We start from the raw sequence: 16,927 nt of genomic DNA on the forward strand, positions 1-16,927 counted from the left end.
CCATGACCATCGACCATCTATACCAGCTATATACAAAGCATCCTGTTATCAGTACTGATACCCGCCGTATTGCGCCGGGCAGCTTGTTTTTTGCCTTAAAGGGCGATAAGTTTGATGCCAATACCTTCGCGGCGCAAGCTGTTGAGGCCGGGGCGGCTTATGCGGTGATTGATGATGCCAAATATCGTGTTAGCGAACAGTATATTCTGGTTGATGATGTGCTGGAAACCTTGCAGAATCTGGCCCGCTACCACCGTAAGCAACTGAATATTCCGGTGGTGGGTTTAACGGGTACCAACGGAAAGACCACAACAAAGGAGCTGATCAATGCCGTGCTGTCGCAGCATTTTAATACGCTGGCCACACAGGGTAACCTGAATAACCATATAGGTGTGCCGCTAACCATTCTGAGTATTACTGCCGAGCATGAAGCCGCAGTAATAGAAATGGGCGCCAATCACCAAAAGGAGATAGAGATGCTCTGCACCATATCGCAACCTACGCATGGCCTGATAACCAATGTTGGCAAGGCGCATCTGGAAGGTTTCGGCGGTGTTGAGGGTGTTAAGATAGCCAAGGGCGAACTGTACGATCACCTGGCCACGCATGGTGCCAACGTATTCATCAATGCTGATGATGCTACCTTGCAGCAAATGGCAGCGAAGCGCACCTTTAAAAAGCAATTGTTTTACGGTACGCAGGGCGATGATAGCCTGATAACCGGTAAACTGATAGAGAACTCACCACACCTGGTGTTAGAGTGGCACGAGAAAGGCTCATCAAAAACTCATCAGGTTAAATCGAACTTAACGGGTGTTTATAACCTGGATAATATACTGGCCGCTATTTGTGTTGGCACCTATCTGGGGCTTACCCCGACGGAGATCAACAAAGGTTTGGAGGGTTATCAGCCTAAAAACAACCGCTCGCAAATTGTAAAAACTGCTACTAACACGCTTATTTGCGACTACTACAATGCCAACCCAAGCAGCATGATGGTAGCTATTGAGAATGTTGACAAGATAACCGCCGAGAAAAAGGTGCTTATTTTAGGCGATATGTTCGAACTGGGCGATGATGCCCCCGCTGAGCACCTGGCCGTAATTGAAAAGGCGGAAGCCGCCGGAGTTAACGAGCGTATTTTTATAGGCAAAGAGTTTAGCGCTGCCCGAGTATCGCACGCGGGGCAATATTTTGAAACTGCCGAGGATGCTATCGAAGCATTGCAAAACGATCCGATAACCAATGCCACTATCCTCATCAAAGGATCACGTGGTATGGCTTTGGAGCGTTTGGTGGCTTTGTTTTAGTAAATATCTATATCATAGAATAATCCATTGATTTATAGTTGCATTATATTGGTTTAAAATGTAGTTTAGACATTTCTAAACCATTAACCAATGCGTAAACTACTAATTATGACCTGTGTAGCGGCATGCGCCTACACGGCAAGGGCTCAGCGTGTAGAAATGCCGCAGGCCAAATTCAGCAAGGGCAACGAGGCCGCGTGGAGCGATCCCGGCTTTAACGATTCATCATGGCAAAACCTTAAAACCAGCTCCTTTTGGGAGAAACAGGGTGTTGACTATAATGGCTATGCCTGGTACCGTTTCCATGTAAACATACCGTCATCGTTAAAAACCAAATCGGCACTTAAGGATTCGCTGCTGCTTAATCTGGCCTATATTGATGATTGCGATGAGGTTTTCTTCAATGGCAAAAAGGTAGGCCAAACCGGTCGTTTCCCTAACGATGAGGGTGGTTATTCAACCGCGTACTTTAAAGAGCGTGCCTATCACCTGGCCCTGAAAGATCTGACCATAAACTGGGATAAAGAGAATGTTATAACCGTTAAGGTGTACGACGGTGATGGCGACGGCGGTATCGGCAATGCTACCCCATACATCACCATGCTCGATTATATTGATAATATTACTATCAACACAAACAACAGCTTCACCTTCTCGGGCGGAAACGTAAAAAAGGAGATCAGCATCATTAACAAAAACCCCGCCTTTGTTAAGGGTTTGTTCACCGTTAAGGCTAAAGACGAAGAAACCGGCAAGATACTTTATACCAAAGAATACCCTATTGGCATTGTGCCCGGCACCACATCACCTATTGCCAGCGCTGCTGTTAAAATTGATATTGTAAGTAAACCCGGCGTTACGCTCACCTATAACTTTACCGAAAAGCTGACCGGCAAAAGCATCAACGCTACCGAGCAGCCTCCGTATATATTAACCCCTAAAGCCCCGCCAACTCCACGTATCAACGGTGCGCAGATAACCGGCGTTAGGCCGAATTCGCCGTTGTTGTACAAAATTGCCGCTACGGGTACAAAACCACTTACCTACTCGGCAGCTGATTTGCCCGAGGGCTTAAAGCTGGATGCCGCTACAGGTATTATTACCGGTACTGTGGCTAAAGAAGGCAGCTATCCCGTTAGGATAATGGTTAAGAACGCGTTGGGTAATGCCGAGCGTGTTCTCACTATTAAGGTTGGCGATCTGCTGGCGCTAACCCCGGCCATGGGCTGGAATAGCTGGAACTGCTGGGGCCTTTCGGTAACGGCTGATAAGGTGAAAAGCTCGGCACAGGCCTTGATAGATAAAGGATTGATTGACCACGGCTGGACATACATCAACGTTGATGATGCCTGGGAAGCACCCGCGCGTGCTGCCGATGGTACAATAGTTACCAACGAAAAGTTCCCGGATATGAAAGCGCTGGGCGACTGGCTGCATGGTCATGGCCTTAAATTCGGTATCTACTCATCACCGGGCAGGTTAACCTGTGGTGGCTACCTGGGTTCGCTTGGCCATGAGTTGCAGGATGCCGAAACTTACAACAAATGGGGCGTTGATTACCTGAAACACGACTGGTGCGCCTATAGCGAAGTAGCGGGCAGCGATACTACGCTGGAAACCTTTATGAAGCCCTATCGTGTTATGCAAAAGGCCTTACGCGCGCAACCCCGTGATATTTACTACAGCCTTTGCCAATACGGTATGAAAGATGTTTGGAAATGGGGCGACCGTGTTGATGCCAACAGTTGGCGCACTACAGGAGATATTACCGACACCTGGGAGAGTTTGCACGATATTGGTTTCCGTCAGTATAAAATATCTGAGTACGCCAAGCCAGGTCGTTGGAATGACCCGGATATGCTGATAGTAGGCAAAGTGGGCTGGAGCGGCAACCTGCGCAACACCCGTTTAACGCCCGATGAGCAATACACCCACATCAGCCTGTGGAGCCTGCTGTCCTCGCCATTGCTGATAGGTTGCGATATTGCCCAGATGGACGACTTTACCCTCAACCTGCTTACTAACGATGAGGTGATTGCCGTTAACCAGGATGTGCTGGGCAAACAAGCCCGCCGTGTACTGGCCAGGGATGGTTACGAGGTTTATGTTAAGGAACTGGCCGATGGTAGCAAAGCAGTAGGCTTTTTTAACCTGAACGCTCAATACAAAACTATATCAGTAAACGCGGCCGAGATCGGCTTAAAATCATCAGCCAATGTGCGCGATGTGTGGAGGCAAAAAGATTTGGGTAAGGCCGCTAAGGGCTTCAGCTACAAACTTGCGCCACACGGTGTAATGATGATCAGGGTTAAAGGTTAATCCCTTAAAATACAACGGGCATGGTGTGCAAATAGCTATATTTGTGCATCATGCCCATTTTCCCTACCCAATACTCAACCTTATCTGCCGCTGCCTTAAATATTCATTTACAGGATAATTATGGTTTAACCGGCACAACTTGTCGCTTGCTGATACGCAATGTGAGCGACACCTATCTGCTGGAGGACAATACCGAAAAATACATCTTCAAGATATACCGGGATGCCCACCGCAAGCATACCGAAATACTGGCCGAGGTAGAATTGCTCAACATACTGAAAGCCGGTGGACTTAACGTTGCTTACCCGATAACGGATAAAAGCGGACAACAGCTCCAACAATTTAATGCTGCCGAGGGCATACGTTATGGCGTATTATTCAGCTTTGCTGAGGGCGAGCCGGTTTATGATCTTTCGCCGGAGCATTTGCAGACTTTGGGCCATGCTATGGCGCATTTTCATAACATCAGCAGCAAAACCAAATTACAATACCCACGGCATGAGTTTACGGTTGATACCATGCTGCTGCAACCGGTTGGAGTGGTGGCTCCGGCATTTAAAAACTTGCCGGATGAATATGCTATCCTGAAAGATTTATCTAATAAAGTAGCTGAAAAGATCAATAGTTTCGATACCTCGAAAATTAGTTTCGGTTATTGCCATTACGATTTTTTGCCCAAGAATTTTCACTTTGAGGATGCGCGTACCCTTACCTTTTTCGACTTTGACTTTTGTGGGTGGGGCATGCTGGCTAATGATATAGCATCCTTTTACGTGCATTACTTTATGGAAACAACCCTTAACAAGATAACCATGGAAAGGGGCGATGCTGATTTTCAATTGTTCATAGATGCCTATCGCGAAGTGCGCCCATTTACTGATGAGGAACTTGTTGCCGTGCCTTACCTGGGCTTTGCATTTTGGGTGTTTTACCTGCGTTTTCAGTATGATAACTATGATGATTGGTCGAATACGTTTTTTAACGACCGCTTTTTGCGGGAGCGTATCCGGATATTAAAGCTATGGGCTGAACGTCACTTCAGCTTTTAAAGGCTGAACCTGCGGTTTGATTAATGGCATTTTCTTGCTTAATTTGTTTATTCAATCCAAATAAACGTTCATGAAAAAATTATACATCCTTTTGCTGGTTCAGTTGATATGTGTGGCTGCTATGGCCCAATCAAAACTGGAGCAGGACAAACAGGCTATCCGCGCGCTGGCGGGGTATTATAAGGTTACCTTTAATTATGCCGAAACCTTTGCGCCCGATACCGCTTACAAATTCCACCCGCGTTACCATTCATGGGGTTACGAGTGGGCTGTTATTGAGGAGGACTCGCCTAAAAAAATTGTGATACAACACTTGTTGGTAGTGGGCGATAGCATGGTGATAAAACACTGGCGTGAGGATTGGCAATATGAGGAGCCTACCATGCTGGCCTTTGATCAGGGTAATACCTGGAAAAAGGTTAAGTTAAAGCCTGCCGAGGTAAAAGGCCGCTGGGTACAAAAGGTATTTCAGGTTGATGATAGTCCGCGATACGAGAGCATTGGCACCTGGGTGCATGTTGATGGTCGCCACCAATGGCAAAGCGAAACCGACTCGCCGTTGCCTCGCCGCGAGTTTACAAAACGCAGCGATTATAACGTGCTTCGCCGTGGTAACCGTGTTTACCTGACCCCCGAAGGCTGGATGTTTGAGCAGGATAACAAAAAAATAGTACGCTCGGCAACCGGCGACAAACTGCTGGCCCAGGAAAAGGGCTACGAAGAATTTACCAAGGCCGACGAAAAGGAATTCGCCTACGCCAAAGAATGGTGGGGCAGCCAAAAAGGCTATTGGGCCGATGTACGCAAGGTATGGGATGATGTATTCGCCAAAAACACAACCCTTAAACTAAACCAAAAGGTTGACGGCAAAATACTATTCGAAAAGCTTTTTGAACTGGGCGATCAATCCGTAAAAGAAAAATGGGATTCAGCCAAAAACAAACAGGAAGCTGAGAAGGCTATTAAGGCGCACTTAGCGTCTTAATTTTGGTAGCAGTTGCGGTTGCAGTAGCAGGTTAAAATATGTATTAATATTACTGCTACTGCAACCGTAACTGCCACTTAAAAAAAACTATTGCCCAAACATACCGCCCAATCCGCCGAACATGTCTTTGGCTATGGCAGCGGTTTCGGCCTGGCTAACGTTGTCGGCTTGTTCAAGGGCCTTATTAAGGGCAACTACTAATAGTTCTTCCACTTCTTCCTTATCGGCATCGGCAAAAAATGCTTCATCAATACTAACCGATTGAATTACCTTGTTGCCATTGGCGGTTACCGTTATTTTACCACCCTCGGCAGTGCCGGTTACGGTAATGGCATCTAATCTCTTTTTTACTTCGCCTGCTTTTTGCTGGGCTTCAAATAATTTATCAAACATAAGTTCTTAGTTTAATTGTCGTTTAGTGGCGCAGAGGCGCGTTCTATATATTCTTTTTCTGTCATTTCGAGCGATAGCGAGAAATCTATCTGCGTTCATAATCCGGCGACAGATTTCTCCTCGTACCTCGTCGAAATGACAAGTTTTTACTCCCCTTTAGGGGCTGGGGGCCACCTAATCATCCGTGGCATCACCTTGCCCGGTGTATGCGTTTTTACGTACAATTGGCATGCCTGTTATTTTAAACAGATCGTCCAGCTGCAACAAACTGCCATTAGCTAAGTTAGATAACAGCACAATGGTCACATCGTTTTTCAGATCGCGCAAATAAATGTGCCTGAAACCGTGCCACCAGCCTGTATGGTAAACCACCTTTTGGCCGGGTGCATCAAATGTACGCCAGCCGTAGCCGTAACTAAAGTGCCCTCGTGTTAGCGGGTTATGAGCGGTATAAGCCGAATCCTGTGTTTGCTTTTTCAGCAGGATGCCAGCACGCATGGCACGGTCGAACAAAAACAGATCGGCAACGGTGCTGTAAACGCCTTTATCGCCCACGGGGCCATCCAAAAAGTTTTGGGCTACCGAGTAGCGCCACTGCCCACGATCATGCCCTACCACATCAACCGGGATCTTTTCGTAAACCGCTTTTGAGTATACCGCTGTATGGTGCATACCTGCCGGGTCAAAAATATTCTCCTTCATAAACTCGGCGTAGCTTTTACCGCTCACCTTTTCAATAATGGCGCCCAGCACCATGTAGTTGGAGTTGTTGTATAAATGCCTTTTGTTAGGCGTGTTGAATGGTGCCGGTTTAAATTGGGCTATCAAATCCATAGCATCTTTGTTTGACAGGCCCTTGCGCTGGTCGCGGTGCTCCTTGCGGTACAGGTCATCAACAAAGTAAACATAGTTCATCATACCCGAGCGGTGCGTTAGCAGCAGCCGGATAGTGATGCCCTGGTACGGAAAGTTCGGGAAAAAGTCGCGTACATCCTGGTCAAGCTTTATTTTGCCCTGTTCTATCAGCATCATAATAGCCGTGCCGGTAAGCGTTTTGGTGATGGATGCCAGCTCGAACTTTGAGCCCAGTTTCAAACTATCACGCGTAAGGTGGTTAGCCCAGCCGAATGATTTTTCGTAAACTATCTTGCCTTTTTTGGCCACCAGTACGTTGCCGTTAAAAAAGCGTTTGTTATGCAGATGCTGCATAAACTCATCTATCTTTTTATCCTCTTTTTTAGGATCGTATTTTAAAAGGGCTACGGTATCAAAGTTTACCTTTTCGCCGTCGCGGTTGGCGGCTTTCTTTTTGTCAGACGAGCACGAAGCAAATAATATTAAGCAAAGGGCGGGAGTTAAAACACACCTGGTCACAAATCTCATATACAATATATATCCAATCGATAAAACGAGGGCGAAAAATAGAAATTATACAGCACCTAAATAATAAATGTTTTTAAATATTATTAACATTAAAGTAATTGGTGGTTTAACAGGGTATAATATTTTATGCTGATGTAAATATTTGTTTATTAAATAAATGCCTGTAAAACCAAGTTAAAACTGTTTTTTGTACAATTGTAGTATGAATATTACCCAAGCCCGAACGGGACTTTTATATATAACCATAGCATTAATTACCCTTAGCGGCTGTTACGAAAAACCTAAGAAAAAGGTAGATGTAAAGCCATCATTTAAAAAAGTTTGGGGTATAAAATATACTGAGATAAAGCGCTGGCTGGCTAACGGCTTAACGTTTGATAAGGGCGGCTACCAGCTGGAGCCGGAGTGGTTCATGTCATTCCCGTCGGATGATTCGGCAAATATTTATAGTCCGGAGCGCAAGGTTTTCTATAACTTCCCGGTAACGTACGATCATGATTCGATTGTGAACATGGCCCGCAGTTGGTTGCGGGTAAAAAAGGTGACAAAAGATAGCCTGGTGTTCCAAATACTCAAAGTAGAGGGAACCACCATCTATTTGGAAGATTCAAAAGTATACATGACGCTGTATGCCGATGATTACATCAAAAACGTACTGAAAACCGATGCCAAAACGCTGATGCGCCCCTCGAAGGCCGATACGGCATTCATCAGGGCACGATCTGAATTTGTGAATACTCATCCCGACACGGCCTTTGCCGCGCGAGAGCCGGTTCAATTCATTAGCAAAAGCCCCAATATAACCGTTGAAAAGGTAGAGGTACATGCCGAAGCCATCCGCTATGATCATGTTGACCCCGAGGATGCCTACATGTATCCTGAGTATAACGTCACCATAAAAAAGGCTTACAGTGATTTTAATTACACCTTTGCCGCCTTTGTTGATGGCAGCGGAGGCCTGCATTTTGATAAGCCCTTGGTAGCCATAATGCCCGATTACTACGAGCAAAAGGTAAAAGTGATGAAAGGCATAATGGATGGGTATTTGAAACTATACCTTACCACACTGCCCGGCACCACTTTAGGTATACCCCATACCAGCAGGGTAACGCTACGGGTTAAGGGTATAAAGGGCTAAGCTTATTTGCAAGCAGCCAGGTGGGCAGTGTATTGGCCAATAAAATCGTTACGGTAGCCCTTGTATTCGGTAGCTGTTTTAAAGTGACTCTTATCGGCTTCGATATTATTAAAATACAGGTAAATAATAGTATTGTCGCCGGGAAAGATAACGAAGGTACCCAACGTTTGGCCCTCGCTGATATCCGCACGACTAAGGCCATATGCCTTATAGCCATTATAGCTTAATTCGATCAGTTTACCTGCCGACTCCATGCCGGTTGATTGTGAATTAATGTAATTTAAATTGGCTAATACATTCTTTTTATCCTGCTCGTAATTTTCAGGTTTGCTTAACTCAACCTTCAGGTTTACAAATGGGGCTTTCTTTTTATTGTTGTAGATGATGCGGTAGCCATCGGTAACAGTTATAGGTACTTCTCCTGTTTTGGTAGCCAGCATGCGGGTTTTGCTGGTTGTTTCGGGTATGCGCTCGGCAGGCTGAGCCTTTAAGTTGCTTGCTTTTTTGAACGATAGGTAGCATTGTTTTATACTATCGGGCGCAGTAAAGGCACACAGGCTGATGAATAACACAAAGGCGAACAGGTTTACAGATACTTTCATGATAAGTTTTCTTAATAATAATGAAGATGGTATTTAAACGAAAAAGGTTACAAGTGTGCTCAAAAATTATTTTCAAGGCATTGTAAATCAAACCAAAGTTATATAGGTTTATAGCATGAAAAACCTTTATCACATATTATTATCGCTGTTTTGTTTGCTGGTAATGCCGGCAATGTTGCAGGCTCAGAAAATTACAGCCGACTCATTAGTTAGCCAGGGTATTAAGTTGCACGACCAGGGCAGGTTTAAAGAGGCTGTTGAAAAATATAACGATGCACTCAAGCTTGAACCTGATAACAACAATGCAAAGTACGAAATGGCCTATACCTATTCAGTATCAGGTAACAGAAAGCAAACCATAACGATACTCGAAAAACTCTTAAAAAATACTAAAGGACAGCAAGGGCAGGCGTATGATCTGCTTGGCTCATCGTATGATGATGAAGGGCAATCGCAAAAAGCAATTGAAGTTTATTTGGCAGGCATTAAAAATCAGCCCGATTATCAACTTTATATTACAATATCGGCCTTACCTATTATCGCTTAAATAAATATGCCGAGGCCGAACAATATGCTATCGAGGCTATAAAACTTGAGCCGGAACATGCCAGCGCACATAAACTATATGGCGAGGTGGCTTACTATCAGGGCAGAAAAGTTTGTGCTGTTATGGCGTTTTGCAACTTTTTATTGATAGAGCCCAAAACCGACCGCTCGAAGGTTGTGATGGAAAACATTGATAAAGTGTTTAAAGGTGTAGATAAAAAGAACATAAATATTATTTATGACAAAACTAATGGAGGCCTGTTAAAAACCTTGATAACTGAAATGGCAATAACTCGTGCAGCTTCGGCTGTTGATAGTTTACAGCAAAAAGGAGTGGCTGACTCGGCCGTGATATTTACGTATCAGTTAGAAACCATATTCAAGGCTGCCGGAGAGCAATCGGCTGAGATCAAAGCTCCTAAAGGTTTTTATTGGAACTACTATGCTGACTTTTTTTATGCCCTCACTCAATCGGGCAATTTGCCGGCATTTGCACGGTATATATCGCTTAGCTCAAATCATCAAACCAGTGTGGAGTGGTTTAAAAACAATGATGATAAGATCACTAAACTCAGCCAATGGTTAGCAACAACCAAAAGAAATTTCTGAAAATATATTGCCGCATAGTTTGTATAAGGGTTAACTTTGCCCAGCTAAAAAATACATCCTTATGAGTTTCAGAATTGAACATGATACCATGGGCGAGGTAAAGGTGCCTGCCGACAAGTACTGGGGAGCACAAACCGAACGCTCACGCAACAATTTTAAGATAGGGCCGGAAGCGTCAATGCCGAAGGAAATTATTGAGGCGTTCGCTTACCTTAAAAAGGCCGCGGCCTACACCAATACCGACCTTAACGTATTACCTGCCGAAAAGCGCGACCTGATAGCGCAAGTGTGCGACGAGATACTGGAAGGCAAGCTTGATGCTGAGTTTCCGTTGGTGATATGGCAAACCGGTTCGGGCACGCAATCAAACATGAACGTTAACGAGGTGGTGGCCAACCGTGCGCACGTGCTGCAAGGCAACAAACTGGGCGAGGGCAAAACCTTTATACACCCAAATGATGATGTAAACAAATCGCAATCATCAAACGATACTTACCCAACTGCTATGCACATTGCTGCATACAAAATACTGATAGACGTTACCATTCCGGGTATCGAAAAACTGCGCGATACGCTGAAAGCGAAATCGGTAGATTTTATGAACGTGGTTAAGATAGGCCGTACCCACCTGATGGATGCTACGCCGCTTACCTTGGGTCAGGAATTTTCGGGCTATGTATCACAGCTTGATCATGGCTTGCGTGCTTTGCGCAATACCTTTGCTCACCTGAGCGAATTGGCGCTGGGCGGTACTGCCGTTGGTACAGGCATCAACACCCCGCAAGGTTATGATGTTAAGGTAGCCGAGTACATTGCCCAGTTCACTAACCTGCCATTCATTACTGCCGAAAATAAGTTTGAGGCACTGGCCGCGCATGATGCCATTGTAGAAAGCCACGGCGCGTTAAAGCAAATTGCTGTTGCGTTGATGAAGATAGCAAACGACATCCGTATGTTGGCTTCCGGTCCGCGTTCAGGTATCGGCGAGATCCACATTCCGGATAACGAGCCGGGGTCGTCAATTATGCCGGGTAAGGTTAACCCAACCCAAAATGAGGCGGTAACCATGGTTGCGGCACAGGTTATGGGTAATGATGTAGCTATATCAGTAGGCGGATCGAACGGCCATTACGAGCTGAACGTGTTTAAGCCGGTTATGGCTGCTAACTTCCTGCAATCGGCACGTTTAATTGGCGATGCCTGTGTATCATTCAATGATCATTGCGCGGTAGGTATTGAGCCAAACTACGATGGCATCAAAAAACACCTCGAAAACTCGCTGATGCTGGTAACCGCGCTTAACCCACACATTGGTTATGAGAACGCGGCCAAAATTGCCAAAAAAGCATTGAAAGAAAATAAATCGCTTCGCGAGGCTGCTATTGAGCTTGAACTGTTAACAAGCGAGCAGTTTGACCAATGGGTACGCCCCGAAAATATGATAGGTAGTTTAAAATAACACTGCGCTAAAAAATAGATCCTCCCTTGTATATTGCAGGGGAGGATTTTTGTTTATACCCCGATGTTTTGTGATGTTGAATAAAAGAACGCTGTTAGTCCTTTATCCGCTTATTGCCTTGCTGATGGTGGCAGGCTGCACCATGAACCCGCCCATACAGGGCAAGGGGCAAGAGTATCTGCAAGGCGAATGGCAGCAAACCCCGCTTGCCGGTGAGCAAAAGCTGCTTACCTATTCGCTATCCAAATTCAAGTTTACATGCGATTCGTTTTACATCGCCATAAATACCATAAGCCGTGTTAACAGCGGGGCCGATAGCTGTATGAACAAAGGCCAATGGACGGAATACATTAAAGGCCGCTACGAACAAACAGGCGATACCCTGCACCTGCGTGGCGTATTCACCAACGCCGATGGCTCATTAAAGGATAATAAGGGCTGTTTTCGTTTCGGGCCGTACGATGAATTCTATAATATCAAATCACAGGGCGATTCGCTGATCACCCTGAACAGTTCAACAACCATACTGCCTGTACAGGCAAAACTGGTGCGCCGTATAACCTGTACGCCCAAGCCGCTGGCTTATTAAGCATCGTAACAAAAAATTAACAATCAGATAGCTTGTAAGGCTACTATCTTTGCCGTAAAATTTAAGTGCATGAAAAATAAAGTAATGATGATGCTTATCGCGGTATTGGCGATAGTATACATACCGGTACAAACTATGGCCTGGGGACAGCAGGGCCATCGCATAAGCGGCCAGATAGCCGATAGCTACCTGAATGCCAAAGCCCGCAAGGCAATAAAGGCTATTTTAGGCGATGAAAGTATTGCCATGGCCAGTAACTGGGCCGATTTCGCTAAATCAGACTCTACCTATAATTACCTTTACAACTGGCACTTTGTAAACTTTGATAAGGTAATGACCGAGCCCGAAATGGAGGCTTACCTAAAGGTTGATACCATTGCCGATGCTTATACCAAGGTTACCTTTTTAACTGCCGAACTGAAAAAACAGAACCTGAGCGCTAAAAATAAACTGCTGTACCTGCGTATGCTGTTGCACATTGTTGAGGATATACACCAGCCATTCCACACCGGCCATTTGAGCGATAAGGGTGGTAATGATATTAAATTGTTTTGGATGGGTTCACCAAGCAACCTGCACTCGGTGTGGGATTCGCATTTGATAGATTTTCAGCAACTGAGCTATACCGAATACACCATGGCCATTAACCACACCACCGCTGCACAACGTGCCGAGTGGCAAAAAACACCACTATCGCATTGGTTATTCGAATCGAACCAGATAGCGCAAAAACTTTATGCCGATGTTAAACCCGAAGAAAAACTGGGTTACAAATACAACTTTAAATACATTGAAACGGTTAATCAGCAATTGGTAAAAGGCGGCGTTCGCCTGGCTGGTTTATTGAATGAGATATTTGGATAAGAGGGGATTTCGAATTTCGGATGTTCAATTTCGAATTTATTTGAACATTCGGGTATAATCAACTGCTTACAAATCCGAAATTGAACATTCGAAATTCGAAATAAAATAATCCATTCGAAATAAGAAAATATGAAGATACTCATGGTATGCCTGGGCAATATATGCCGTTCGCCGTTGGCGGAGGGTGTGATGCAGCACCTGGCCGATAAAAATGGATTGGACTGGACGGTTGACTCAGCCGGTACAGGCAACTGGCATATTGGCGAAGCGCCCGATCATCGATCTATAAGCACTGCATTTAATCGTGGGGTTGATATCAGCAAGCAGGTATGCAAGCAATTTACCGTGGCCGATTTTGATGAGTTCGATCTGATATTGGTGATGGATAAGGCCAACCTGCGCGATGTGCTGGCCAAAGCCCGCAACCAGGCCGACCGTGATAAGGTGCGCCTGTTGTTAGGCAACGCCGAGGTGCCAGATCCATATTACGACGATTCGAAATTTGAAACCGTTTACGATATGGTTGAGCAAGGCTGCCGCGATGTGATCAAAGAGTTTACCGGTATCGAACTAAAGAAATAAAAATAAGAACGCCGAACCAGATAATGGTTCGGCGTTCTTGTTTAGCATTACAGCCTCTTAACGCATCTTCATGGTATCCTGAACAGCTTTGGTGCTGTCTTTTTTCATCTTCTTCATTTTTTTCTTCATCTTCTTGGTGCTGTCTTGCTGCATGGTGGCAGGTTTAACATTCACATCGGCCGCGTAAACGCTACCAAAACTGATAGCCGCTAAGGCTAACATTGATACTGCTTTTTTCATAGTGGTTGCTTTTTTAGTTACTGCTTTGTAAAACAGCAATTTAAACCTGAAAAAGTTTTAGGTGTAATTACAATTGTCACTGTGATAATTGCGCCCCAATGCTACTACACAAAAAATGCCGAAGTGTTAACCACCCCGGCATTCTATCTGCGAAAATTGTAATATTATTTGATGATAGTACCGTTAGGTATTACTGATAGCTTTTTAACCACCACAATACCATCCTGAACGGTGTAGGTGCCATAGTCGCCATCAGGCTTGTCGCCCTCGCAATTAATGGTTACATCGTTGCCTATGTAGCAATTCTTGTCTATAATAGCATTTTTGATGCAGCAGCGATCGCCAATACCCATTATAGGGCGGTCGTTAGCGCGCGAATCCTCAATTTGCTCAAGGGTTTGATACATATCGCTGCCCATTACATAGCAGTTCTCAATAGTGGTATCAAAGCCTATACGGGTACGTATACCAATAATGGAACGCTTAATGTGCTTGGCGTTAACAATGCAACCATCGGCCACAATGGCTTTTTCCATCAGCGTACCTGATATTTTTGATGGCGGCAACATGCGCGCACGGGTAAATATGTGGTTCTTATCAAACAGGTTAAACTGCGGAATATCGTCAGTTAAGCCCAGGTTAGCATCAAAAAACGATGGTATAGTACCAATATCGGTCCAATAGCCTTCGTACTGGTAGCTGGCCACGCGGTGCTCCTCAATAGCCTGCGGAATGATCTCCTTACCAAAGTCGGGGTGATCATTTGATTGCAGTATTTCGAACAAGCGCTTGCGGTTAAACAGGTATATACCCATTGATGCCAGGTAAACACGGCCCTGTGCCGCCATCTCCTCACTCACCTCTGATGCCCAGCTTTCAAAATCCTTTTTAGGTTTTTCAATAAAGGCGGTTATCATGCTGTTGTCGTCGGTTTTCAAAATACCAAAGCCCGGTACATCATTGGCGTGTACAGGTATGGTGGCTATTGATATTTCAGCCTCCTGCTCAATATGTTTATTGATCATATCCTGAAAATCCATTTGGTATAGCTGGTCGCCTGATAGGATGAGCACATAATCAAACTCGTGCACTATCAGGTGGTGCAAGCTTTGCCTCACGGCATCAGCCGTGCCCTGAAACCACGATACGCTTGATGGCGTTTGCTCGGCAGCCAATATATCAACAAATGCCTCGCTGAAACTGCTGAAGTGGTAAGTGTTTTTAATGTGCTTGTTAAGCGATGCCGAGTTGAACTGCGTAAGCACATACATACGCTCAATGCCCGAGTGCAGGCAGTTTGAGATAGGTATATCAACCAAACGGTATTTGCCGGCAATGGGCACTGCCGGTTTTGAACGTGTAGCTGTAAGCGGCGATAAACGGCTGCCCTGGCCGCCTCCAAGCACAATAGCTATTACATTTGAAGTCATGATGCTGATATTATTCGGTTATAAAGGGTTACATATTCTGCGGCCGAACGATCCCAGGAGTGATCGAGCGCCATCATGGTTTTTCGTAGCTTTTGCAAATGCGGCATATTGCTGTACAATACAAGTGCACGGCTTACCGAGTAGCAAATATCATCAACACTGGTGTTATTGAACCTGATACCAAAACCACCCTGATCGCCAAAGTCTGTTACGGTATCCTTCAATCCGCCGGTGCTGCGTACTATAGGCAGTGTGCCATAACGTAACGAGTACATTTGGTTAAGGCCGCATGGCTCCACGCGCGATGGCATCAGCAAAAAGTCGGCACCGGCATAAATAAGGTGCGCCAATGCTTCATCATAACCAATAAACACGTTGTAATGTTCAGGATATTTTTCTTTAAGGCCTAACAAAGCGGCTTCCATATCCTTATCGCCCGCGCCCAGCATTAAAAAGTTAACCTGGCCATAATGCTCCTGCATGCTGCGCTCAATGGCGGCGGCCAGCAAATCGGCACCTTTTTCAATAACCAAACGACCGATAAACACAATAAGCGGTAGCTCGATGCTCAGGTTAAAGCGTTTACAAAGTGCTGCCTTATTTTTATTTTTTCCCTGGGTGATGCGTGCCGTTGAATATTTTGAGGCGATGAGCTTATCGGTTGCCGGGTTCCAAACATCGGTATCAATACCATTTAGTATGCCCTGGCCTTTGTAGCCCTCAATATAAAACAGGTACTCTAACCCGTTGGAGTTAATGGTAAGCTCGTGCAAATAACTTGGCGATACCGTAGTATAGGCCGAGCAGCACTTAACAGCCGTAGCCAATGGGTTTAAAGCGCCCGCCCAATCAAGCAAACCGGTTTTGGTCATATCAATCTCGGGCAAATATTGCAGCTTATCCCAGCTGGTAGCGCCATGATACTGACCGTTGTGTATGGTAAATACGGTAGGTATGTTAGCCAGGCGTTTATAGGTAGCCGAGTGCTTAAGCAAAAACGGCACCAGCCCCGAGTGGTGGTCATGGCAATGAATAACATCGGGCGTTTGGGCGCTCCAGTTTATCCAATCTAAAAAGGCTATCTGGTAGGCAATGAACTGGTCGGTTTCGTCGGGATAGCAATACACCTCCTCACGGTCTATCAGTCCCGGTATCTTAACTAAAAAAAGCTCAAAGCCCAGGGCATTGGTCTTTTCCTTAAGTATCTCAAAATATAAGCGGCGTGTGCCAAGCAATGTCAACCCCTGAAAAACCACATCGAACTCATGTTCGCGGGTAAATTTTCGGTCGTAATAGGGTAGGGCAACGGCAGCTTGCAGGCCGGCGGCAACCTGGTATTTTGGCAGCGCGCCTACAACATCAGCAAGGCCGCCAACTTTGGCAACCGGGAAACATTCGGCACTTAAATGGAATATTCTCATTATAGGTT

At 45.4% G+C, this 16,927-nt stretch carries 17 protein-coding genes; 11 read left to right on the top strand and 6 right to left on the bottom strand.

Annotation, left to right across the window (positions count from 1 at the left end):
- The first annotated feature begins 2 nt into the window (after positions 1 to 2).
- From murF to IM792_RS13855, 4 genes are all read left to right on the top strand, one after another.
- Positions 3 to 1,310, top strand: coding sequence for a UDP-N-acetylmuramoyl-tripeptide--D-alanyl-D-alanine ligase (murF, locus tag IM792_RS13840; protein WP_194102478.1), 1,308 nt, complete (start codon positions 3 to 5; stop codon positions 1,308 to 1,310).
- Positions 1,311 to 1,400: 90 nt separating this feature from the next.
- A complete protein-coding gene (locus IM792_RS13845) occupies positions 1,401 to 3,629 on the top strand; it encodes a putative Ig domain-containing protein (protein WP_228085115.1) in 2,229 nt (742 codons plus the stop codon).
- Between the two features lie 50 nt (positions 3,630 to 3,679).
- Positions 3,680 to 4,678, top strand: a complete 999-nt coding sequence (locus IM792_RS13850; protein WP_194102479.1) for a phosphotransferase — start codon at positions 3,680 to 3,682, stop codon at positions 4,676 to 4,678.
- A 70-nt stretch (positions 4,679 to 4,748) separates the two neighbouring features.
- Positions 4,749 to 5,663 carry a DUF6607 family protein gene (locus IM792_RS13855; protein ID WP_194102480.1) on the top strand — a complete coding sequence of 305 codons (915 nt, stop codon included), beginning with the start codon at positions 4,749 to 4,751 and terminating at the stop codon, positions 5,661 to 5,663.
- Between the two features lie 87 nt (positions 5,664 to 5,750).
- On the opposite strand, the gene IM792_RS13860 is transcribed toward IM792_RS13855, so the two are convergent.
- Together IM792_RS13860 and IM792_RS13865 are read right to left on the bottom strand one after the other, a co-directional pair.
- Entirely contained in the window at positions 5,751 to 6,056 is a 306-nt protein-coding gene (locus IM792_RS13860; RefSeq protein ID WP_194102481.1) for a YbaB/EbfC family nucleoid-associated protein, read from the bottom strand.
- A gap of 174 nt (positions 6,057 to 6,230) precedes the next feature.
- Positions 6,231 to 7,439, bottom strand: a complete 1,209-nt coding sequence (locus IM792_RS13865; RefSeq protein ID WP_194102482.1) for a serine hydrolase domain-containing protein — start codon at positions 7,437 to 7,439, stop codon at positions 6,231 to 6,233.
- 202 nt (positions 7,440 to 7,641) lie between these two features.
- On the opposite strand from IM792_RS13865, the gene IM792_RS13870 reads away from it, so the two are divergent.
- Positions 7,642 to 8,577: a hypothetical protein gene (locus IM792_RS13870; RefSeq protein ID WP_194102483.1), complete on the top strand. Its 936-nt coding sequence runs from the start codon at positions 7,642 to 7,644 to the stop codon at positions 8,575 to 8,577.
- A gap of 2 nt (positions 8,578 to 8,579) precedes the next feature.
- Here IM792_RS13870 and IM792_RS13875 read toward each other — a convergent pair whose 3' ends face one another.
- Positions 8,580 to 9,179, bottom strand: a complete 600-nt coding sequence (locus IM792_RS13875; RefSeq protein ID WP_194102484.1) for a hypothetical protein — start codon at positions 9,177 to 9,179, stop codon at positions 8,580 to 8,582.
- Positions 9,180 to 9,294: 115 nt separating this feature from the next.
- Here IM792_RS13875 and IM792_RS13880 point away from each other — a divergent pair, with 115 nt between their 5' ends.
- From IM792_RS13880 to IM792_RS13905, 6 genes are all read left to right on the top strand, one after another.
- On the top strand, positions 9,295 to 9,726 hold the full coding sequence (locus IM792_RS13880; RefSeq protein WP_194102485.1) for a tetratricopeptide repeat protein: 432 nt from the start codon (positions 9,295 to 9,297) through the stop codon (positions 9,724 to 9,726).
- A 122-nt stretch (positions 9,727 to 9,848) separates the two neighbouring features.
- A complete protein-coding gene (locus tag IM792_RS13885; protein WP_228085117.1) occupies positions 9,849 to 10,334 on the top strand; it encodes a hypothetical protein in 486 nt (161 codons plus the stop codon).
- Positions 10,335 to 10,395: 61 nt separating this feature from the next.
- Entirely contained in the window at positions 10,396 to 11,793 is a 1,398-nt protein-coding gene (gene fumC, locus IM792_RS13890) for a class II fumarate hydratase (RefSeq protein WP_194102486.1), read from the top strand.
- A gap of 73 nt (positions 11,794 to 11,866) precedes the next feature.
- Positions 11,867 to 12,382, top strand: coding sequence for a fumarate hydratase (locus tag IM792_RS13895; RefSeq protein WP_194102487.1), 516 nt, complete (start codon positions 11,867 to 11,869; stop codon positions 12,380 to 12,382).
- A gap of 69 nt (positions 12,383 to 12,451) precedes the next feature.
- The gene (locus IM792_RS13900) at positions 12,452 to 13,246 is read left to right on the top strand and encodes a S1/P1 nuclease (protein WP_194102488.1); all 795 of its coding nucleotides are present in this window, start codon (positions 12,452 to 12,454) and stop codon (positions 13,244 to 13,246) included.
- A 129-nt stretch (positions 13,247 to 13,375) separates the two neighbouring features.
- A complete protein-coding gene (locus tag IM792_RS13905; RefSeq protein WP_194102489.1) occupies positions 13,376 to 13,828 on the top strand; it encodes a low molecular weight protein-tyrosine-phosphatase in 453 nt (150 codons plus the stop codon).
- A gap of 57 nt (positions 13,829 to 13,885) precedes the next feature.
- Here the strand turns inward: IM792_RS13905 and IM792_RS13910 are convergent, their stop codons facing one another.
- From IM792_RS13910 to IM792_RS13920, 3 genes are all read right to left on the bottom strand, one after another.
- Positions 13,886 to 14,068 carry a hypothetical protein gene (locus IM792_RS13910; protein WP_194102490.1) on the bottom strand — a complete coding sequence of 61 codons (183 nt, stop codon included), beginning with the start codon at positions 14,066 to 14,068 and terminating at the stop codon, positions 13,886 to 13,888.
- Between the two features lie 164 nt (positions 14,069 to 14,232).
- Positions 14,233 to 15,498: a glucose-1-phosphate adenylyltransferase gene (locus IM792_RS13915; protein ID WP_194102491.1), complete on the bottom strand. Its 1,266-nt coding sequence runs from the start codon at positions 15,496 to 15,498 to the stop codon at positions 14,233 to 14,235.
- Positions 15,495 to 16,919, bottom strand: a complete 1,425-nt coding sequence (locus tag IM792_RS13920; protein WP_194102492.1) for a glycogen/starch synthase — start codon at positions 16,917 to 16,919, stop codon at positions 15,495 to 15,497. Before IM792_RS13920 ends, IM792_RS13915 begins: the two co-directional genes overlap by 4 nt.
- Between the last annotated feature and the right edge of the window lie 8 nt (positions 16,920 to 16,927).

The organism is Mucilaginibacter sp. JRF, assembly GCF_015223065.1.
In the GTDB taxonomy this organism is placed as follows: domain Bacteria; phylum Bacteroidota; class Bacteroidia; order Sphingobacteriales; family Sphingobacteriaceae; genus Mucilaginibacter.

What these genes read in the sequence shown, in the direction of transcription:
- murF (WP_194102478.1), top strand. Translation starts at nt 3, where the DNA reads ATGACCATCGACCATCTATACCAGCTATATACAAAGCATCCTGTTATC.
- IM792_RS13845 (WP_228085115.1), top strand. Translation starts at nt 1,401, where the DNA reads ATGCGTAAACTACTAATTATGACCTGTGTAGCGGCATGCGCCTACACG.
- IM792_RS13850 (WP_194102479.1), top strand. Translation starts at nt 3,680, where the DNA reads ATGCCCATTTTCCCTACCCAATACTCAACCTTATCTGCCGCTGCCTTA.
- IM792_RS13855 (WP_194102480.1), top strand. Translation starts at nt 4,749, where the DNA reads ATGAAAAAATTATACATCCTTTTGCTGGTTCAGTTGATATGTGTGGCT.
- IM792_RS13860 (WP_194102481.1), bottom strand. Translation starts at nt 6,056, where the DNA reads ATGTTTGATAAATTATTTGAAGCCCAGCAAAAAGCAGGCGAAGTAAAA.
- IM792_RS13865 (WP_194102482.1), bottom strand. Translation starts at nt 7,439, where the DNA reads ATGAGATTTGTGACCAGGTGTGTTTTAACTCCCGCCCTTTGCTTAATA.
- IM792_RS13870 (WP_194102483.1), top strand. Translation starts at nt 7,642, where the DNA reads ATGAATATTACCCAAGCCCGAACGGGACTTTTATATATAACCATAGCA.
- IM792_RS13875 (WP_194102484.1), bottom strand. Translation starts at nt 9,179, where the DNA reads ATGAAAGTATCTGTAAACCTGTTCGCCTTTGTGTTATTCATCAGCCTG.
- IM792_RS13880 (WP_194102485.1), top strand. Translation starts at nt 9,295, where the DNA reads ATGAAAAACCTTTATCACATATTATTATCGCTGTTTTGTTTGCTGGTA.
- IM792_RS13885 (WP_228085117.1), top strand. Translation starts at nt 9,849, where the DNA reads ATGGCGTTTTGCAACTTTTTATTGATAGAGCCCAAAACCGACCGCTCG.
- fumC (WP_194102486.1), top strand. Translation starts at nt 10,396, where the DNA reads ATGAGTTTCAGAATTGAACATGATACCATGGGCGAGGTAAAGGTGCCT.
- IM792_RS13895 (WP_194102487.1), top strand. Translation starts at nt 11,867, where the DNA reads ATGTTGAATAAAAGAACGCTGTTAGTCCTTTATCCGCTTATTGCCTTG.
- IM792_RS13900 (WP_194102488.1), top strand. Translation starts at nt 12,452, where the DNA reads ATGAAAAATAAAGTAATGATGATGCTTATCGCGGTATTGGCGATAGTA.
- IM792_RS13905 (WP_194102489.1), top strand. Translation starts at nt 13,376, where the DNA reads ATGAAGATACTCATGGTATGCCTGGGCAATATATGCCGTTCGCCGTTG.
- IM792_RS13910 (WP_194102490.1), bottom strand. Translation starts at nt 14,068, where the DNA reads ATGAAAAAAGCAGTATCAATGTTAGCCTTAGCGGCTATCAGTTTTGGT.
- IM792_RS13915 (WP_194102491.1), bottom strand. Translation starts at nt 15,498, where the DNA reads ATGACTTCAAATGTAATAGCTATTGTGCTTGGAGGCGGCCAGGGCAGC.
- IM792_RS13920 (WP_194102492.1), bottom strand. Translation starts at nt 16,919, where the DNA reads ATGAGAATATTCCATTTAAGTGCCGAATGTTTCCCGGTTGCCAAAGTT.